Source organism: Hymenobacter metallilatus (assembly GCF_003944705.1).
In the GTDB taxonomy this organism is placed as follows: Bacteria; Bacteroidota; Bacteroidia; order Cytophagales; family Hymenobacteraceae; genus Hymenobacter; species Hymenobacter metallilatus.
This window is the reverse complement of the sequence record NZ_RWIS01000008.1, coordinates 164,610-182,780: the sequence shown is the minus strand read 5'-3', so window position 1 is coordinate 182,780 and position 18,171 is coordinate 164,610. Positions and strand designations below refer to the sequence as shown.

Sequence of the window (18,171 nt, the reverse complement as noted above, 5' to 3'; positions counted from 1 at the left end):
AACGGAAGTCATTACTCCGCTACCCCGTCCGTTGAGTGGGCGTCGGAAAATCAGGTAGCAGCAAGATGAGAGCAGGCAGGGGGGACAGGTAGTTACCTAAGTTAACCTGACATGTACGAAACTTGGGCTGATCAAGCTGAAAAATTGGAATAGGAAAAAGCATGAATCTCGACGGACGCGGGGCCAGCTGGCCGGCGGATGAGTGGGCAATGCATTGCTGGATACATGTGTTATGCGGAGGAGTGCAGGAGCCGCAGGCAAGGCGGAATCCGCAAGCTAAAGCCGGCGAAAATCCACATCAGGCCCGCACCATATGGATGTGCGGAATACCGTCTTCCAGATAACCTTCGCCCACCTGCCGAAAGCCGAAGTCCTCGTAAAATGCCTGCAGGTAGAGCTGCGCTCCTATCTGGATGGGCTGGGGGCCAAACAGCTCGCCAACGGCAGCAATAGACTGCTGCAGCAACGCCCGGCCCAAACCGTAGCGCCGGTAACGGGGGCTTACTACTACCCGGCCAATACTGGCCTCGGGGTAGGTAATACCCGCCCCAAACAGCCGGGTGTATGCCGCCAGTTCTCCGTCCGGCGCATACCCCAGCAGGTGATGTGCCGCCTGGTCCTGCCCATCCAGGTCCTGAAACGGGCAGGCCTGCTCCACCACAAATACCTCGGCCCGCAGCTGCAGCAAGGCGTAGAGCTCGGGTAGGGTGAGGGCCGGAAAGGGCTTCAGAATCCAGATAAGCGTCATTGGTGTCACAGGCTGAGCAGGGTGCGGTGGTACAGTGGGCAAGTGCATGAGGGGGGGGCACGAAGGTACAACGTCTGCTTCGGCCTGCGCTACGGCGGGCAATGCAGGTGTGGGGTAGGTGTCGTATTCTTGCCATGTCTTGCTGCTCACCCCCAAAAGCTTTTCTGATATGCGCTTGTCCCGGCCGTTTGGCGTGTATGTGCTGCTGCTGGCCACCACGCTGGGGCTGGGGCTGGCCTCACGACGCTTTGCGGGGTGGCTGCCCCTGGTGGTGGCCCGCTACGCTGGCGACACGCTTTGGGCGTTGCTGGTGTTCTGGCTAACGGGCCTGGTGCGGCCCCGCTGGAGCAGCTGGCAAGCCGGAGCCGCTGCGTTTGGCCTGGCCGTGAGCATCGAAATCAGCCAGCTGTGGCACCCGACCTGGCTGCAGGCCATCCGGGCCACCACCCTGGGGGCATTGGCACTGGGCCACGGCTTCCTGTGGAGCGACTTGCTGTGCTACGCCGCCGGAGTACTGACCGGAATGGCAGGTGAGCTGGCCGCCCATGCCTGGTTCCGCAGCCGGGCAGCCGGGAATACTCAACTCCGGTAACTGGGCCCGGCCCGCCCGGTGGGGCAGCAATGGTTCAGGTTTTTTAATGGATATTTGCGTACTGTTCAGCTGCCTGATTCCCACTGACTGGCAGCGGTGAGCTGAAGTGCTGTGCCCAACCTGCTTTCTATTGTTTGTCTGAAGTTTGACCGGTGGCGGTGCCTGCTGGCGTGCCTGCTGTTACTGCCCGTGCTGACGCTGGCTCAGGGCCGCAAGCCGCTGTGGCATTCTACCCTCGATAGCCTGCAGGCTCTGGAGCGCCAGCCCCAATCGGACAGCAGCCGCATTCAGCTGTTGTGCCGCATCAGCGACCAGCTGTGGGCTTCCGATACGGAGGCGGCGGCCCGCTACTCCCGGCGGGCCCTGGCGCTGGCCCGGCGCACCCATAACCGCCGGGGCGAGGGGGCTGCTCTCAACCGCTTGGGCGCGGCCCTGCGCGAGAGTAACCTGGCCCGGGCCCTGGAGCTGTTCCAGACTTCCCTGCGCCTGGCCGAACAGGTGCAGGATACCACTTTGCAGGCCCAGAATCTGCGCAGCATCGGCATTATTTACGTGTACCTGCGCGACCGGCAGCTGGGCCTATCCTACTATTTTCAGGGCCTGCGGCTGGATAGCCTGCTCCGGGACGAGCGGCGCATTGTGGTAGACCTGAGCAACATCGGGCTGGCTTACGACCTGTACAATCAGACGGATTCAGCGGCCTATTTCCAGGAGCGGGCCTATGCCCTGGCGCAGCGCCTGCACTCCTCTACCAACTACATCCTGTACGGGCTGGGCAATGTAGCCCGCAAGCAAGCCCGCTTCCCGGAGGCATTGGGCTACTACCGCCGCAGCATAGCGGAGTCGAAGCGGCGGCGGCACCTGCGCAGCCTCAACTTCTCCTACCTGGGCATGGCCGCCCTGTATCAGCAGCTCAACCAGCCCGACTCCAGCATCTACTACGCCCGGCTGGGGGCGCAGGCCGCCCGGGCCAACGGCTTTCTGCGGGGCGTGCTCAATGCCAGCGTGGTACTTACCCAGGAGTTTGAGCAGCGCGGCCAGCTGGATAGCGCCTTCCGCTACCAGAAGCTGCTGGTAGCCATGAAGGATACGCTGTTCGGGCAGGAGAAAGTGATGCGCCTGCAGAATGTAGACTACCTGGACCGCCAGCAGCAGCAGCAAGCCGCCGCCGAGCAGCAGGCCCTGCGGGGCCGCTACCAAACCTACGGCCTGCTGGCCGGGGTAGGCGGCCTGTTGCTGCTACTGGGCCTGCTGGTGCGCCACGACCGGCAGCAACAGCACACCAACGCCGCCCTGCAAACCTCCCTGGCGGAGCTGAAAGAGGCCCAGCTGATGCTGGTGCAGCGCGAGAAAATGGCGTTTCTGGGGGAGCTGACGGCCGGTGTGGCCCACGAGCTGCAAAACCCGCTGAGCTTCGTGAAGCGCTTTGCCGATGTGAGTACCACGCTGGTAGACGAAATTAACGGGGCCCAGCAGCTGGCCCGCGACGGGCGGCTGGAGCGGGAAATCTTGGATGGCCTCAAGCAGAACCTGCAAAACATCAGCCAGCACGGACAGCGGGCCACGGCCATCATCAAAGGTATGCTGGAACACGCCCGCACCGGCCAGCAGCCCCGGCAGCTCGTGAGTCTCAACCACCTGGCCCAGGAAAACCTGCTGCTGGCCTACGAGGCAGTGCAGCAGCAGCTGCCCGGCTTCGTGGCCGAGCTGCGCACCGCCTTTGACGCCGAACTGCCCGAGGTGGCCGTGGTGGCGCAGGATTTGGGTCGGGTGCTGCTTAATCTTTGCACCAACGCACTCCATGCCCTGCACCAGCGCCAGCTTACGGCGGGAGCCGGATATCAGGCCGTGCTGGAGGTAGGCAGCCGCCACCTGCCCGAAGGACGGTTGCAGCTCTGGGTGCGCGACAACGGCGCCGGTATGAGCCCGGAGGTGCAGCAGCATATTTTTGAGCCCTTTTTCACCACCAAGCCCGTGGGCGAAGGCACCGGCCTGGGCCTCTCTCTGGCTCACGATATTGTGGTGAATGGCCACCAGGGCAGCTTGCAGGTAGAGTCGGGGGTGGGCGAGGGAACCACCTTCTGGCTCACGCTACCTGCCGGCACCGCGTAATGCTTACACCTACGTTTACTATATTCTACGATGCAATTAACCCGAATTACCGACTCCATCTTCACTATTGAAGACTTTCTAACCCGCAAAGAGTGTCTGGATTACCTCGTGCTAAGCGAAAATATCGGGTACGAGCTGGCTACAGTGAATACTGCCAGCGGAAGCCGGGTGCATATAGGGGTTCGGAATAACAACCGGGCATTCTATAAAAACGAAGACATGGCCCACGCACTATGGGCGAAGGCACAGCCGTTTTTGCCGGCGCAGCTTGGTAACAGCCAGGCGGTGGGACTAAACGAGCTGTTTCGGTTTTACCGTTACCAGCGGGGCCACCAGTTTAAGGGCCACTTCGATGAAAGCTATATTCGGAACGAGACCGAAGCGAGTTATTACACGTTCATGATTTACCTCAACGATAATTTCCAGGGTGGTGACACCACCTTTCAAAAGTTGCAGATACAACCTAAGCAAGGAATGGCGCTGGTGTTTCTGCACAACCTGTACCATGCTGGTAGCGAGGTAACGCAAGGCGTAAAGTACGTGCTGCGAACCGATGTAATGTACCGCATTCAGGAGGCCTAGTGCTTGCCAGACTAAAAGGTGCAACGCTGGTTGTGGCTGCTCTGCTGCTCCTGCTCAATGCCTGCGAGCCGACGACTTCCTCCAAACCGGCCGCCGCGGCCCGCTTCCTGACCTACACCGCCGACCCCGGCCGCCAGACTGTGGCTATGTACTGGCAAGATGAGGCTGGCCAGCCCCTGCGCAGTTTGGGCCGCCTGCGTACCTGGCTGCAGGACCGGGGGCAGCAACTGGTATTTGCCTGCAACGGCGGCATGTACAAAGCCGGTAACATGCCCGTGGGCTTGTTGGTGGAAGCGGGGCGGGTGCGCACCCCGCTGGATACCGGTAGTGGCCCCGGCAACTTCTACCTGCGGCCCAACGGCGTGTTCTACCTCACCGCCCAGCGCCGGGCGGGCGTCTGTGCTACTCCCGATTTTTCGCGCGTCCGGCAGGTGCAGTACGCTACCCAATCGGGGCCGCTACTGGTGCTGGAGGGGCAGCTGCATCCGGCGTTTCGGAAGCAGTCCGGCAACCGGCACATCCGCAACGGAGTAGGCGTACGGCCCGATGGGCGGGTGGTGTGGGTGATGTCGCGGCAGAAAGTCACGTTTTACGAGCTGGCCCAGTATTTCCGGCAGCTGGGGTGCCGCAATGCTCTGTACCTAGATGGCTTTGTATCCCGCACCTACCTGCCCGCCCAAGGCTGGCAGCAGACAGATGGGGACTTTGGGGTAATGATGGCCGTGACGGAACCCGGGAAGTGAGTGGCCGGCCTGGAACACACGCTTCATCCCCCTGATCCGACGCTTCGGTAACGGCAAGTTTCATGGGCTTCGGCGGCGGCTCACTTTTGGGTCTCACTTCGCTGCTACCGCCATGAAACCACTGCTCCTCTGCCTGCTGCTGCTCACCGCTGCCCTCGGCCTGCGGGCTCAATCAACCACCCTCAGCGGCACCGTGCGCGACGCGGCGGGCCAGCCCCTGCCGGGTGTGAACGTGTTTCTCAAAACCACCTTCGACGGGGCCAGTACCGATTCGGTGGGTCGGTTCCGGTTTGAAACCCAGGCCGCCGGCAGCTACGTGCTGCAGGCCAGCCTACTGGGCTTCATCAGCACCGAGCGGGCCGTGGAGCTGGCTGGCCGGCCCCTGGCGCTGGCCCTCACGCTGAAAAGCACGCCCCACGCCCTCGGCTCGGTGATTGTGACGGCTGGGGCCTTCGAGGCCAGCGACGAGCACCGCAGCGCCGCCCTCACCACCCGCGACGTGCAAACCACCGCCGGTGCCCTGGCCGACGTGGCGGCGGCCTTCAACACGCTGCCCGGTACCACGCGGGTGGGCGAGGACGGCATGCTGTTCGTGCGGGGCGGGGCGGCCTCAGAAACCAAGGTGTACCTCGATGGGCTGCCCGTGCAGAACCCCTACAACGCTACCGTGGCGGCGGTGCCGGCCCGGGGCCGGTTTTCGCCCAGCCTGTTCAAAGGCACCGTGTTCAGCACCGGCGGCTACTCGGCCCTGTACGGGCAGGCGCTGTCGGGTGTGCTGCTGCTGAACTCCACCGACCTGGCCCACGAAACCCAGACCGGACTTTCGGCCACTTCGGTGTTTCTTGGGGCCTCGCGCACCAAGCGCTGGGAGCAGACTTCCCTGGCCCTCACCGCCGACTACACCAATCTGACGCCCTACACCGGCCTGCTGCCTCAGAACGTGCGCTGGGACCGGGCTCCGCGCGGGCTGGCTACCTCGGTGGCCCTGCACCACCGCACCGGGCCGGCGGGCATGCTGAAAGTGTACGGTACCTGGACTAGTCAGCAGTTCCGCATCGGGCAGCCCAGCCCCGAGCCGGCCGGTACCCAGACGGTGGATTTGCGCAACGGCAACGGCTACCTCAACACCACCTTCCGCAGCCCCTTGCGCCGCGGTTGGAGCCTGCAAACGGGCCTGGCCCTGAGCCGCGACCAGCAGCAGCTGCGCCCCGACGCGGTGCGCCTGCATACGGTGGAGCAGGCCGTGGTGGGCCGGGTGGTGCTCATCAACGATTCGGCGGCGGCCCGCTGGAACGTGAAAGTGGGGGCCGAGGTGCTGGGCCAGCAGCTGCGGCAGCAAGTGCAGCCCAACGTGGCCGAAGCCACCGTGTACACGCCGCAGTTCAGTGAAAAGCGGGCCGCCGGCTTCGTGGAGTCCGATTTTCAGCTCTCCGACCGGCTGGCGGGCCGCCTGGGCGGGCGCACCGAGTACTCGGCCCTGCTGGGCCGCTGGAACGCCGCCCCGCGCCTGGCCCTGGCCTTCCAGACCTCCGATAACAGCTCCCTGTCGGGGGCCTACGGGCACTTCTACCAAACCCCCGACAACGCCCTGCTGCTGGTGCAGCCCCGGCTGCGCTTCGAGCAGGCGGCCCACTCGGTGCTTACCTACCAGTACACCCACGACCGGCAGCTGCTGCAAGTGGAGGCCTACCACAAAACCTACCGCCACCTCACCCGCTTCGATGGCCGCGCCCCGCGCAACCCCTTCAGCTACACCTCTGACGGCAGCGGCTACGCCCGGGGCCTGGATGTGCTGTGGCGCGACCGGAAAACCATCAAAAAGCTGGAGTACTATCTGAGCTATGGCTTCCTCGACACACGGCGCCAGTACCGCCACGACCCCGTGGCGGCCGTGCCCACCTTCGCGGCCCGGCACAACGTATCGGTAGTGGGCAAATACTGGGTGAACCGCCTGCACACGCTGCTCGGGGCTACGGCCAGCTACGGCAGCCCCCGCCGCTACCACGACCTGAACCACCCCGAGGCCGGCTACAACCAGGGCCGCCTGCCCAGCTACCAGGAGCTGAGCCTGAACGCCAGCTACATCACCCGCCTGTTTGGGCAATACACGGTGGTGCACGCCGCCGTAAACAACGTGCTGGGCCGCCCCAATGTGTTCGGCTACCGCTACGCCAGCCAGCCCGACGCCAGCGGCCAGCTCAACCGCGTAGCCATCGGACCCACCGCGCCCCGCATGGTATTCCTGGGTGTGTTCGTCTCCATCAACAAGAAACACCCCGGCAACGTGAACGAGCGGCCGGAGTAGTTTTGGGTGGGTGGAACTGTCATCCTGAGCCCCGCGAAGGACCTTATTACGATAGAACGTTCTGGCGTTGGTTCCCGCTGAGGTTCGCGGAGGATTGCGCGGAGGTTCGCTGAGCCGTTCTGGCGGGAGAAGGTCCTTCGCTTCGTTGATGCTGGATAGAGGATGACAGAGGTAACAACGCCATCTGCCTGGGTGACAAGGCCCCTTGTCACCCAGGCAGATGGCGTTGTCACTCGTGCAGAAGCCGTTGTCACTCGTGCAGCAACCGTTGTCACTCGTGCAGAAGCCGTTGTCACTTGAGCAGGAGCCGTTGTCACCAGTACAGAAGCCGTTGTCACCCGCACAACGTCGGGTGACATATGCATAACGCCCTCTGACATCCTCACAATGCCTGCTGATGTCCTCACAATGCCCCGTTCACCCGCACAATGCCCCGTTCACTACTGCTTACTGCCACGCAAAATCAGCAACTAGAAACCAGCAACAAGCAACCAGCAACTAGAAACCAGAAACTACCCAAAAACCAACGCTTCATCCGGTAAATCCGACGCTTCGGTAACGGCGAATTTCGGGGGTGGGGGCCGGGGTGCACCTTTGAAGCATCAACCACCACAAACCCCCTTGCTGATATGAAAACTGCCCTGCTGACCTTCGCCTGCGTAACCGCCTCCCTCGCCTCCCTAGCTCAGAGCACTGCTCCCGCGGCCGCCCCAACATCCGCCGTTGCCGCCGCCCCGGCTGGCTCTTACGCCGCCCTGCTCGGAGCTACCATTCAGGAGCTGATGAATACCGGCGACGTGGCCAAGCTGAAGCTGGTGGATGCCAAGCTCGACCGCGCCGCCACCGTGGCTCCTCAGGACTGGCTGCCCCGCTACTACCAGGCCTACGCCCGCGTCATCACCTGCTTTGTGAGCCAGGAGGAGGGCGACGTGAAAGACGGCTACCTCGACCGCGCCGAAGCCGCCCTGGCCCAGGCCCGCAAGCTGGGCGGCGACGAATCGGAGCTGCTGGTGCTGCAGAGCTACCTCTACCAGGCCCGGCTGGGCGTGTCGCCGATGCTGCGCTCCATGAAGTATTCGGGTATGGTGAAAGAAACGCTGGCCCAGGCCAAGAAGCTCAACCCCGCCAACCCGCGCATCTACCTGGTAGAAGCCAACAACGTGTACTACACGCCCGCCATGTTCGGGGGCGGGGCCGAGGTGGCCAAGCCGCTCTATGAAGAAGCCAAAACGCGCTTTGCTGCCTTCAAGCCCGCCTCAGCCCTGGCCCCCAACTGGGGCGAGCGGCAGGTGTTGGGCCGCCTGAAAAAGTATGACACCACCACTGCCGCCGCCAAGTAAGCTTCCTGCCTGCCTAACACCGAAAAAAGGGTCGCTTCACCTCCGGGAGCACCCTTTTTTCGGTATTTTTCGCCTCCTTCACATTTCTGCCCATGCCCGTTAATCAGTATTCCGCCGTTTTGGGCAAACATTATCCCCGGCAGCAGCACTGGCTAAAAATGCTGGGCATCATGCTGGCCCTTTCTCTGGGGTTGAGCTTTCTGTTCTGCCCGGGTTGCGCCATTACCAGCGAGGATTTTCTGGTTACGTTCGGCTATAACTTCTGCTATACCACCGGGCTGTGGCTGGCCAATGGCCTGCCCTCCGAGCTGCTGAACCGCTACGTCGACTGGACGCAGAATCCGTTGCGGCGCTTTCTGACTACGGTGGCCGTATCGTTGGTGGCCTCTCTGTTGGTTATTTTTGTGGTTACCACGGCCTTTCGGGTGGGGTACTTTCATAAGCCGCTCTGGAGCATCCGCTGGCAGGCGTTTGCCGTGCCGCTGGGCATCACGCTTATTGTGTCGCTGTTTATGCACAGCCGCTCGTTTCTGCTGAGCTGGCGAGAGGTATCGGTGCAGGCCCAGCGGCTGGAAAAGGAAAACGCCCAGGCCCAGGCCGACACCCTTCGCCGGCAACTCGACCCGCATTTCCTGTTCAACTCGCTTAACGCCCTCACCTCACTGGTGGAAGGACATGACCCGGCCCGCGCCACCCGTTTCATCCGCCAGCTCAGCCAGGTATACCGCTACGTGCTCGACTCCCAGGATCAGGAGGTGGTGCCGCTGACCGAGGAAATGCGGTTCAGCGACGCCTACCTTTTTCTGCAAGGTACCCGCCTGGGCGAGGGTGTACAGGTGGAGCGCCACCTGACGGCCACGGCCCCGCTGGATACCTGGCTGGTGCCCCCGCTGGCCGTGCAGCTACTGTTGGAAAATGCCCTCAAGCACAATGCCACCTCCCAGCGCAACCCCTTGCGCATCAGTATTACCCTGGATGAAGCGGCCGCTACGCTCACCGTGCGCAACAGCCGCCAGCCCCGCCGCCTGGCCGAGAGCGAATCGACGGGACTGGGCCTGAAAAACCTGCAGGCCCGCTACGCTTTCCTCTCGCCCCGCCCCGTGGTAATCACCGAAACACCCACCGAGTTTGTCGTAACGCTGCCGCTGCTGGAGCTACAATAGCGCCCCGGTCCGGTGGGTGGTGCCTGAAAACACAACAGAACGTCATGCTCATCTGGCGTCCGCTTGTCGAAGCATCTCTATTTCTGGCTAACTGATTCGCATTGCAACGAAGCGGTAGAGATGCTTCGACTTCGCTCAGCATGACGTTCTGTTGTCCTCCGCAAACCTGCTTTTTTCATCCTACTTTCGCCTATGACCTCACCTGCTACCCCGCTACGTGCCCTGATTGTGGAAGACGAGCCGCTGGCCGCTACCCGGCTGGCTGGTTTGCTGAAAAAACACCCGCAGCCGGTAGCGGTAATCGGTACGGCCGAGTCGGTGGCAGAGGCCGTGGCGCTGCTGCAAAGCCTGCAAGCAGCCCCGCCCGACGTGCTGTTTCTGGATATTCACCTGGCCGACGGGCTGAGCTTCGAGCTGTTCGAGCGGCTGGAAATCCGCACGCCCGTCATCTTCACCACCGCCTACGATAAGTACGCGCTGCGGGCCTTCAAGGTGAATAGCGTGGACTATTTGCTCAAGCCCATCGACCCGGAGGAGCTGACGGCCGCCCTCGACAAGCTGCGCCGCCAGCAGCAGCAGGCTGCGCCCCAGTTCGATGCTGCGTTGCTCACGCGCATGTTGCAACAGGCCCAGCCCGCCCGCGAGTACAAGTCGCGCTTCGTGGTGCGGGTGGGCGAGCATCTGAAGGCCATTCCGGTGGAGCAGATTGCCTACTTCGCCAGCCTGGAAAAAGTGACGCTGCTGCACACCCGCGAGGGCCGCCGCTTCGTGGTCGATTACACCCTGGAGCAGCTCGAAGGCATGCTCGATCCGCTGGAGTTCTTCCGCCTCAACCGCGCCTACCTGGCCCACGCCGAGGCCATCCACGACATCATTCACTACACCAATTCCCGCCTGCAAACCATCCTCAAGCCCACCGCCCCCGACAACGACACCGTGCTGGTGAGCCGCGAAAAAGTGTCGGCTTTTAAGGCCTGGCTGGATCGGTGAGTAGAGCGAGAGGAAAATTGTGTGGGCTTGGCCACCCGCCGAGAATGGGGTACTGACCGGGCAATTCAAGAGGCAGCAGGTAAGCGGCGGCCCGCAAACTGGCGTTAGGATAATATGGGGAGTATTGGTAGTTACTCAGGAATGCGTATGATCTTTGCAGGTGCCCGGGTCCTCCAGGCCAGGTGCACCGTCCGCCCGCTCTGGTTCTACATTCCTTCCGTATGCCTGCCGAATTGCCCGCTACCTTAGCCGAAGCTCATGCCCTCATTCGCCACCTGGAGGAAGCTCTGGCCGCGGAAAAGCGGCTGGTGCAGATGTCGGCCCTCAACCCGAATCCGGTATACTGCCTGGCCCCCAACGGTACGTTGCTGTACGCCAACCCGGCGGCCCTACGCCTCCGCGACGAGCTGGGGGCTGCCGCCATGGATGAGCTGCGCGACCAGGCCCTAGGTTGGGTGGAGGAAGCCCTGGCCACCGGCAACGAGCAGAAACATGCCGTGAGCAGCCAAAACCGGCATTTTACGCTGTGCACCGTACCCAGCCCTGACCTTGAGTCGGCTACCCTATACATTGTGGAAGTAACCGAACGGGTACAGGCCGAAAATGAGCGGGCTGCTCAGCAAACCTTTACCGAGCAGGTGCTGAACTCGCTGCCCAGTATGGTATACGTGCGCGACTCCTTTGGCCGCTACACCTACGCTAATCAGGCTACTCAGGATACCCTGGCGCGGTTAGAAGCTACCAGGCCGGTGCCCGCCATTGCCGAGCAACAGGTGCTGAACATGGCCAGCTACGCCGCCACCGATGCCCAGGTGCTGCGTACCGGCCAAGAGCTAATGCTGGACCAGCAAGTGCTTCTGCCCTCGGGAGAGGTGCGGTGGGTACACACGGTAAAACGGCCTCTGACCTGGGCGAACGGCCTTCCGCATGTACTGGGTATCAGCACCGATGTAACCGAGCTGAAGCAGGCCCGCGAAGAAGCCGAAGCGGCGGCCCAGGCCCGGGCCAACTTCCTGGCCAACATGAGCCACGAAATTCGGACTCCCCTGAACGGGGTGCTGGGGATTGCCGGGCAGCTGGCAAAAACGGCCCTCAACCCGCGGCAACAGGAACTGGTCGGTATCATCCGTAGCTCAGGCAAGCACCTGTTGGAAGTTATCAACGACGTGCTGGATATGGCCAAAATCACCTCCGGCAAGCTGGAGCTGGCTCCTGAACCGTTCGATTTATGCGAGGCAATGTTTCAGGCCTCGCAGCCGCTGGCGCTGCAGGCCATTGAAAAGGGGCTTAGCGTGGGAGGCAACCGCCTGCGCGAAACCTGCCCGCACCCGGAGGTAATCGGCGACTCGTTCCGAATCAACCAGATCATGCTGAATCTGCTCAGCAATGCCATCAAATTCACTCCAGCTGGTGGCAGCATTCATGCCGGAGCCTACCAGGTAGCCGAAACGGAGGATTACCTCACCATTGAGTTTCGGGTAAGCGACACCGGCGTAGGCATTGCCCCCGACAAGCAGGAGCGCATCTTTGAGTCGTTCACGCAGGCTTACGCCGATACCACGCGCCAGTTTGGGGGCACGGGCCTGGGCCTGACCATCAGCCGGGCTCTGGTAGAACAGATGGGCGGGCAGCTGCGCCTGCAAAGTGAGCTGGGTAAGGGTAGCACATTCTCCTTCCAGCTTACCTTGCCCCGGGCCGGCCAGCTGCTGCCTGCGGCTGCGGAACATACCCCGGTGGCTACCCAACAGCTACAGGGCAAGCGGGTGCTGCTGGTAGAAGACAACGATATTAACCGGCTGGTAGCGCGCATGTTGCTGGAGGAGTGGGGCGTGGAGCTGGATGAAGCCGAAGATGGTCCGGCGGGTGTGGCCGCCGCTACCCGGCAGCGCTACGATGTAGTGCTGATGGATATTCAGCTGCCGGGTATGAGTGGGGTTGAAGCTACGGCGGCCATTCGGTCCTTACCCGATCCGCAACTTGCCCAAGTGCCCATTGTGGCCCTCACTGCCAATGCCTTCGAGGAAAGTGCCCAGCAGTATCTGGCTGCCGGCATGAACGCCTGCATTTCCAAGCCTTTTGAGGAGGAAGTGCTCTTCCAGACCCTGACTGCCCTGCTCGCTTAGCCCTCCAGCCAGCTCTTCACGGCCCCGGCCTTTTCCCGGCTCACAAAAATTTCTTCGCTGGGAGCAGGCTGCAGCTCCACCAGCAGCTTGCCGTTGAAGTGCGGGTGCAGGCGCTGCACGGCGGGCAGCTGGGCCAGGAGCTGGCGGTTGAGGCGAAAAAACTGCATCGGGTCGAGCAGACTTTCAAGCTGCTCCAGGGTGTACTCCACCACGAAGCGGCGGCCGTCGAGAGTACAGAGGGTAGTGGTTTCGTGTCGGCTCTGAAACCAGGCGGCCTGGGCAGCGGCCAGAGGCAGCAGCTGTTCGCCGCTGCGCACCAGAAACCGGGTTTTGAACTGCCGCTCCGGCCGGGGCAGCGCATCGAGCAGGCGCTCCAGGCGCTGGGCGGTATCGTCGGGGGCGGGCGGGGCGGTGGTTGGGGTGCGCCACTCCTGCAGCTTGGTGAGGGCAGCCGTCAACTCCGCCAGCTTCACGGGTTTCAGCAGGTAGTCCACGCTATTGGCCTTAAAGGCCCGGATGGCGTAGGCATCATAAGCCGTAGTGAAGATAACCGGGCTGCGCACCACTGTTTGCTCAAACACCTCCAGGCTCAGCCCGTCCGCCAGCTGAATGTCGCTCAGAATGAGGTCGGGCGCAGGGTACGTATCCAGCCACTGCAGGGCACCGGCCACGCTATCCAGCACGGCCACTACTTGGGCCTCGGGGGCCGCCTGGCGCAGCAGCCGTTGCAGCCGCTCGGCGGCCGGGTATTCGTCTTCGAGCAGCAGAACGGTCATTGTAGAGGAGTTAGGAGCGAGAAGCCAGGAGAACAGAGTGGAAGGGCAGAAGTAGGATCGTCATGCTGAGCATGTGGCGTATCAGGCCAGTGTCCGGAGAATCTTGGGTCCTAACGTTACAACAAACCTGTCATGGCAACTATATAAAGCGGTAGAGATTCTTCGGCTTCGCTCAGAATGACGTTCCTACTCACTACTCACTACTCACTACTCACAACAACGGCAGCCGCACCTCAAACCAACCGGCTTCCTGCGTTACGGCCACCGGCTGGGGGGCCTGCAGCAGCTCGTAGCGGTGGCGCACGTTGCGCAGGCCGGTGCCAGTGCCGGGGGCGAGGCCGGCGGTGCGGGGGCGCAGGGTGTTGCGCACGGTAAAGTAGCCGGTGGCAGGGTCAGCGGAGAGTTCCAGCTCCAGCGGATGCTCCCGGGAGGCCACGTTGTGCTTGAGGGCGTTTTCCACCAGCAGCTGCACGCTCAGGGGCGCCACCCGAGCCGCGTAGGCTGCGGCGGGTACCTGCCAGCACACCCGCAGATTGTCGCGGAAGCGGGCTTTGTGCAGGGCCAGGTACGTTTCCACAAAAGCCAGCTCCTCGCGTAGCAGTACGGTGGGCTGGTCGCGGGCCAGCAGCACGTAGCGGTACACATCCGAGAGCTGCTCCACGAAGTCCTGGGCGGGCTCGTTATCGGGCTCAATGAGGGCCGAAAGGGTATTGAGCGAGTTGAACAGGAAGTGCGGATCAAGCTGGCTTTGCAGGGCTTCCAGCTGGCTGCGGGTATTGGCGCTCTGCAGCTGCTCGGTGCGGCGCACGTTGTCGGCCCACTGCCGGAAGAAGTTCCAGCTTTCATAAATGAGCTGTACCACCACCGTGGGTAACATATTCAGCCCAAACTCAAACCAGAATGCGGACCAGGTTAAGTGGCCGTGCTGCAGGTAGGCGGCCACCTTCCCAATGCCCAGGGTAGTAAGCGCCGCCACGGTGGTGTTGGTAAAGGCCAGCCACCAGAGGCGCTGCCGGGTTTGCTCTACCCGCGGAAACCGCCGAAACAGGTAGCGCCATAGCGCCCGCCCCAGCAACCAGAATATACTGGTAATAGTCGTTGAAATGCCCCAGGCCACTACCAGCTCCTGCCAGGAGCGCACCCGCAAGGCCCCGCGCGGCAGCAGCACTAACGCACCCAGCACCGGAATACCCAGCAACAAAAACCACTTATCGTTGAGGTAGGCCGGGCGCTGGGCAGTGGTTGACATGGAGATTTAGCGGGGAAGCTGCTGCACGAAGCTAACAACTGCCTTCCGGAACTGCGCTGGCTGCTCCAGAAAGGAATTGTGCTTGCCCGGCAGCGTCACTACTTGCTTACGCGGAAACCGATAGGAAGCCGCCGTAGCGCCTGTTGTCCGGTCGTCTGTGCCCAGGATTACCAGCGCAGGCATTGTGAGTTGAGCGGTGGCGGGGGCGTAATCCTGGCCGTAATCAGCCAGCCGGCCGCTGAACACCTGCTGGGCAAACTCCGGATTGCCAGATACGGCGCGGCTGGCGCGCATGGCGCGGGCGGCCAGGGAGTCGTGGGAAAACTGCAGTTGGCCGGCTAGTTTCTGCTGCTGTAGCGCCCCCATTACCATCCCAAACCGTTGCATGGAAGGCAGGCCGGGGGCAGGTCGGGCGGCGGCGGGCAGTAGGCTGCTACCGTAGGCCACCATGCTATCCAGCCCGGCTACCGGGTTCAGCACCGCGTTGGTGAGCACCAGGGCCTGTACCCGCTGGGGGTACTGCCGGGCGTAGGCCGTGGCAATGGTGCCGCCGAAGGAGTGGGCCAGTACCACCCATTTCTGCACGCCTAGTTGCTGGCGCACTTCTTCCAGATCCTGCACCATACGGGCCATGGAGTAGTTTTTGGAGCGGCTGCTGCCCGAGCGTCCACTGCCACGCTGGTCCAGGTACACCATCTGCAATTGGTCCTCGAGCCGGTTGCCGCCCAGCTTTTCAAATGAGTAGCTGCCTGCCCCCGGCCCGCCGTGCACAAACAGACAGGGCGTGCCCTTGCCCGCTACCTGCACAAACAGTTTCACCGAGTCGGAAGTAAGAACGGTGCGGGGGCCGGCCCCCAGCGTAGGCTGTTTCTGGGCCTGGGCAGTAACGCCCAGCACCAGCAGCGCGAGTAGCAGCAGAAACCGAGAGTGAAGGACGGAGGTGGAGAAGCGGAGCATGGGGGTAGGAAGTAGGAAGTAGAATGGGAGAGGCAGATGCTAAGTGGTTAACTGCTTCAAACATCCGCATCCTCCGGCACGCATCCTGGCACAAACGGGGCGAACCGGCCGCAGGCCTGGGGCGAACCGCCACAGCTAGGCCGGTGAACCGTTGGCATCGACTACAAAAAAAAGGCCCGGATGCCGACAACAGCTGTCAGCATTCCGGACCTTAAGCATCCCTCTCCGGTGCAAACATGTGCCGCAGCGGCGTCCGTAATTCGGGCCGATGCTCTACAATCCGGACTGATATCCGGCGGGGGCTGAACGAGGCGAGTTGGCTGTTGCAGCATGCCTGCCCCGGGTGTTCAGGTAGGGGTCCTCTCAGAAAACGGAATAAATAGCACGCTAGGGGAGTTGACCGAAAGTTTGGTACAAAACTCAATCGGCCGGTTTACTCACGGTGGTTTTTCGGTGGCTATGAATGACGACGCCCCGGTGGCGCAGGTATTTATACAGGGTAACTTTAGAGATGCGCAGGCGCTGGGCGATTTCGTTGACGCCCAGTTGCTGCTCCTTATACAAGGTCTCGGCGACGATGGCCGTCCGCTCGGCCTCTTCCGATAACCCTCGGCGACGGCCCCCGACTCGGCCCCGCGCCCGCGCGGCAGCCAAGCCGGCGTAAGTCCGCTCCCGGATGAGTTCTCGCTCGAACTCGGCTAGAGAAGCAAACAGGTTGAACACGAGCCGCCCCTGGGCCGAGGTCGTGTTGATGGCATCGGTGAGGGAAACCAGGCCTACGCCTTTGAACTCCAGCTCAGCCACCATGTCCAGCAGATGTTTGAGCGAGCGGCCCAATCGGTCAAGCTTGTAAATGTAGACGGTATCGCCTTTGCGCAGACTGGCCAGCATTCGGTCAAGTTCCGGTCGGGCTTTGGTGGCCCCGGATGCTTTCTCCTGGAAGATGGTTTCACAGCCAGCCTTGTTGAGGGCATCGAGTTGTAGTTCCAAGTTCTGGTCGCGGGTCGAGACGCGAGCGTAGCCGATATTCATGGGGGCAAAGTACAGGTTTCTCATTACGAAGATACCCGTTATTGTACTTTGATTGCTGAACAAGTTTTCTGAACCGTTTTCAGCCGTTTAGGCGGCAGTTCACTTCTCTGCTACTCGCTATCTGGTTTGTACAGAAAAACGAGCCAATAATTTTAGAATTAATTATTCTAAGTAGAAAAGGCGTTCGATCCAACCCACATTCCGATGTACCAAATGCAGTAGTGCAGCCCTACGCGAAAATGGCACAAGTAAAGGCAAATCCAAGTACCTGTGCACAGCTTGTCGCCACCAAGCCGTATTTGCAGCCAGCGGCCCCACGCAAAGCGGCGCAGTACGCCCAGATGGAAAAGCTGCTGGAGCGGGTGTCGCAACGGGCCATTGTGCGCCTGACGGGCGTAGCGCGGATGACGGTAGCTAAACTGGCAAAAAAAAGCGCAGACCGGTCCGACCAGTAGCCCGTTGCCTCACCGGCCGAGGGAGTTGGAGCTGGATGAGCTGTGGACGTTTGTGGGGCGGGAACAGCGCAAGAAATGGCTGTGGCTGGCCGTGGAACTTTATACCAGACGGATCATAGCTTGGGTGTTGAGTAGTCAGGGCCGTGCCACCGCCCGGCGCCTGTGGCAGGCACTGCCCGCCCCGTATCGGACGGGCACCTGTTACCACACGGACGAATGGGGGGCCTACAAAGGCGTGCTGCCCAGGCACGCCCACCGGGCCCACCCGAAAGGCAGCGGCCAGACCAGCATTGTGGATGTCATCAATTGCTCGTTGCGACAGAAGTGCGCCGTGCTGGTGCGCAAGTCCTGCTCGTTCAGTCGCTGCTTGGCCATGCACCACGTGCGCATTCAACTCGTCATTGACGAGCACAACCGACGATGCACCACAGCTTAGACCACCACCAAGATTCGCTTACTGTTTTACTAGCACCAGACTCTAGAAATCTAAATTATGATTTAATATTCTATTTTTTCTATCATATATCCAAGATCCAAGCCTTCTTTTTACCCCGTCATTATACCAATCTATTTTTTCAATTCTTCCATTTTTCTTAAAAAATATTATCATGAATATTTTATCCATTTTATATTGCTGTATAAAATCAACATGTCCATCTTTATTAAAAGATATCCACATTCCTTCTTTCTGATCATTAACATAATTATTAAAAATATTTTTACTTGTAATTGTGCTATAAATAAAAGGTTTTTTTGTATGAACGTTGCCTGGCGAAATACCAAATGATTTATCATCTATTGTTATTTCGCATTCAATTCTACTTTTCCCTAATATTATTCCTGATTTATGATTGATTATATTTTTATATTGTATATAGTGAATATTATTTAAATTGATTAGTGTATCAGTATTCCTTTTCTTTTCAAAAAAACGAAAGGATTGGCCGTATATTATTCCTATTGATGCGATATGCATGACTATTGCTAGGCAAAAACACCGAAAG

The 18,171-nt window shown here is 61.0% G+C and carries 17 protein-coding genes; 11 read left to right on the top strand and 6 right to left on the bottom strand.

Translation table 11 applies throughout. The features are described from left to right. Nucleotides 1–298 precede the first annotated feature (298 nt). Nucleotides 299–748, bottom strand: a complete 450-nt coding sequence (locus tag EI290_RS13360) for a GNAT family N-acetyltransferase (protein ID WP_125431109.1) — start codon at nt 746–748, stop codon at nt 299–301. A 169-nt stretch (nt 749–917) separates the two neighbouring features. Here EI290_RS13360 and EI290_RS13355 point away from each other — a divergent pair, with 169 nt between their 5' ends. The 9 genes from EI290_RS13355 (at nt 918) to EI290_RS13315 (ending at nt 12,698) form a co-directional block, all read left to right on the top strand. Next, complete coding sequence (locus EI290_RS13355; RefSeq protein WP_125431106.1) at nt 918–1,340, top strand: ribosomal maturation YjgA family protein; 423 nt, start codon at nt 918–920, stop codon at nt 1,338–1,340. A 111-nt stretch (nt 1,341–1,451) separates the two neighbouring features. Next, nucleotides 1,452–3,452 (top strand): tetratricopeptide repeat-containing sensor histidine kinase, encoded by a 2,001-nt coding sequence (locus EI290_RS13350; protein ID WP_125431103.1) that lies wholly within the window; start codon nt 1,452–1,454, stop codon nt 3,450–3,452. 30 nt (nt 3,453–3,482) lie between these two features. After that, nucleotides 3,483–4,034 (top strand): 2OG-Fe(II) oxygenase, encoded by a 552-nt coding sequence (locus EI290_RS13345; protein ID WP_125431100.1) that lies wholly within the window; start codon nt 3,483–3,485, stop codon nt 4,032–4,034. Then, nucleotides 4,034–4,777, top strand: a complete 744-nt coding sequence (locus EI290_RS13340) for a phosphodiester glycosidase family protein (RefSeq protein WP_246008950.1) — start codon at nt 4,034–4,036, stop codon at nt 4,775–4,777. Before EI290_RS13345 ends, EI290_RS13340 begins: the two co-directional genes overlap by 1 nt. Before the next feature lie 112 nt (nt 4,778–4,889). Next, on the top strand, nt 4,890–7,082 hold the full coding sequence (locus EI290_RS13335) for a TonB-dependent receptor (protein ID WP_125431097.1): 2,193 nt from the start codon (nt 4,890–4,892) through the stop codon (nt 7,080–7,082). A 629-nt stretch (nt 7,083–7,711) separates the two neighbouring features. Further along, nucleotides 7,712–8,422, top strand: a complete 711-nt coding sequence (locus EI290_RS13330) for a hypothetical protein (RefSeq protein WP_125431094.1) — start codon at nt 7,712–7,714, stop codon at nt 8,420–8,422. 92 nt (nt 8,423–8,514) lie between these two features. After that, complete coding sequence (locus EI290_RS13325) at nt 8,515–9,585, top strand: sensor histidine kinase (protein WP_125431091.1); 1,071 nt, start codon at nt 8,515–8,517, stop codon at nt 9,583–9,585. Nucleotides 9,586–9,777: 192 nt separating this feature from the next. Next, nucleotides 9,778–10,575: a LytR/AlgR family response regulator transcription factor gene (locus EI290_RS13320; RefSeq protein WP_125431088.1), complete on the top strand. Its 798-nt coding sequence runs from the start codon at nt 9,778–9,780 to the stop codon at nt 10,573–10,575. Nucleotides 10,576–10,796: 221 nt separating this feature from the next. Further along, nucleotides 10,797–12,698 carry a PAS domain-containing hybrid sensor histidine kinase/response regulator gene (locus EI290_RS13315; protein ID WP_125431085.1) on the top strand — a complete coding sequence of 634 codons (1,902 nt, stop codon included), beginning with the start codon at nt 10,797–10,799 and terminating at the stop codon, nt 12,696–12,698. Here EI290_RS13315 and EI290_RS13310 read toward each other — a convergent pair. The 4 genes from EI290_RS13310 to EI290_RS13295 all read right to left on the bottom strand — a co-directional run bounded on the left by EI290_RS13310 (nt 12,695) and on the right by EI290_RS13295 (nt 16,712). Further along, nucleotides 12,695–13,474 (bottom strand): LytR/AlgR family response regulator transcription factor, encoded by a 780-nt coding sequence (locus EI290_RS13310; protein ID WP_125431082.1) that lies wholly within the window; start codon nt 13,472–13,474, stop codon nt 12,695–12,697. The genes EI290_RS13315 and EI290_RS13310 overlap by 4 nt on opposite strands. Before the next feature lie 211 nt (nt 13,475–13,685). After that, nucleotides 13,686–14,723: a sensor histidine kinase gene (locus EI290_RS13305; protein ID WP_125431079.1), complete on the bottom strand. Its 1,038-nt coding sequence runs from the start codon at nt 14,721–14,723 to the stop codon at nt 13,686–13,688. A gap of 6 nt (nt 14,724–14,729) precedes the next feature. Further along, nucleotides 14,730–15,680, bottom strand: a complete 951-nt coding sequence (locus tag EI290_RS13300; protein WP_125431076.1) for an alpha/beta fold hydrolase — start codon at nt 15,678–15,680, stop codon at nt 14,730–14,732. A 420-nt stretch (nt 15,681–16,100) separates the two neighbouring features. Continuing rightward, nucleotides 16,101–16,712: a recombinase family protein gene (locus EI290_RS13295; protein WP_125431073.1), complete on the bottom strand. Its 612-nt coding sequence runs from the start codon at nt 16,710–16,712 to the stop codon at nt 16,101–16,103. 187 nt (nt 16,713–16,899) lie between these two features. Between EI290_RS13295 and EI290_RS22245 the strand changes: the two genes are divergently transcribed. Together EI290_RS22245 and EI290_RS13290 are read left to right on the top strand one after the other, a co-directional pair. Then, entirely contained in the window at nt 16,900–17,130 is a 231-nt protein-coding gene (locus EI290_RS22245) for a transposase-like zinc-binding domain-containing protein (RefSeq protein ID WP_449404930.1), read from the top strand. Nucleotides 17,131–17,171: 41 nt separating this feature from the next. After that, nucleotides 17,172–17,603: an IS1 family transposase gene (locus tag EI290_RS13290; protein ID WP_125431070.1), complete on the top strand. Its 432-nt coding sequence runs from the start codon at nt 17,172–17,174 to the stop codon at nt 17,601–17,603. A 42-nt stretch (nt 17,604–17,645) separates the two neighbouring features. Here the strand turns inward: EI290_RS13290 and EI290_RS13285 are convergent, their stop codons facing one another. Further along, on the bottom strand, nt 17,646–18,143 hold the full coding sequence (locus EI290_RS13285) for a hypothetical protein (protein WP_125431067.1): 498 nt from the start codon (nt 18,141–18,143) through the stop codon (nt 17,646–17,648). Nucleotides 18,144–18,171 lie beyond the last annotated feature (28 nt).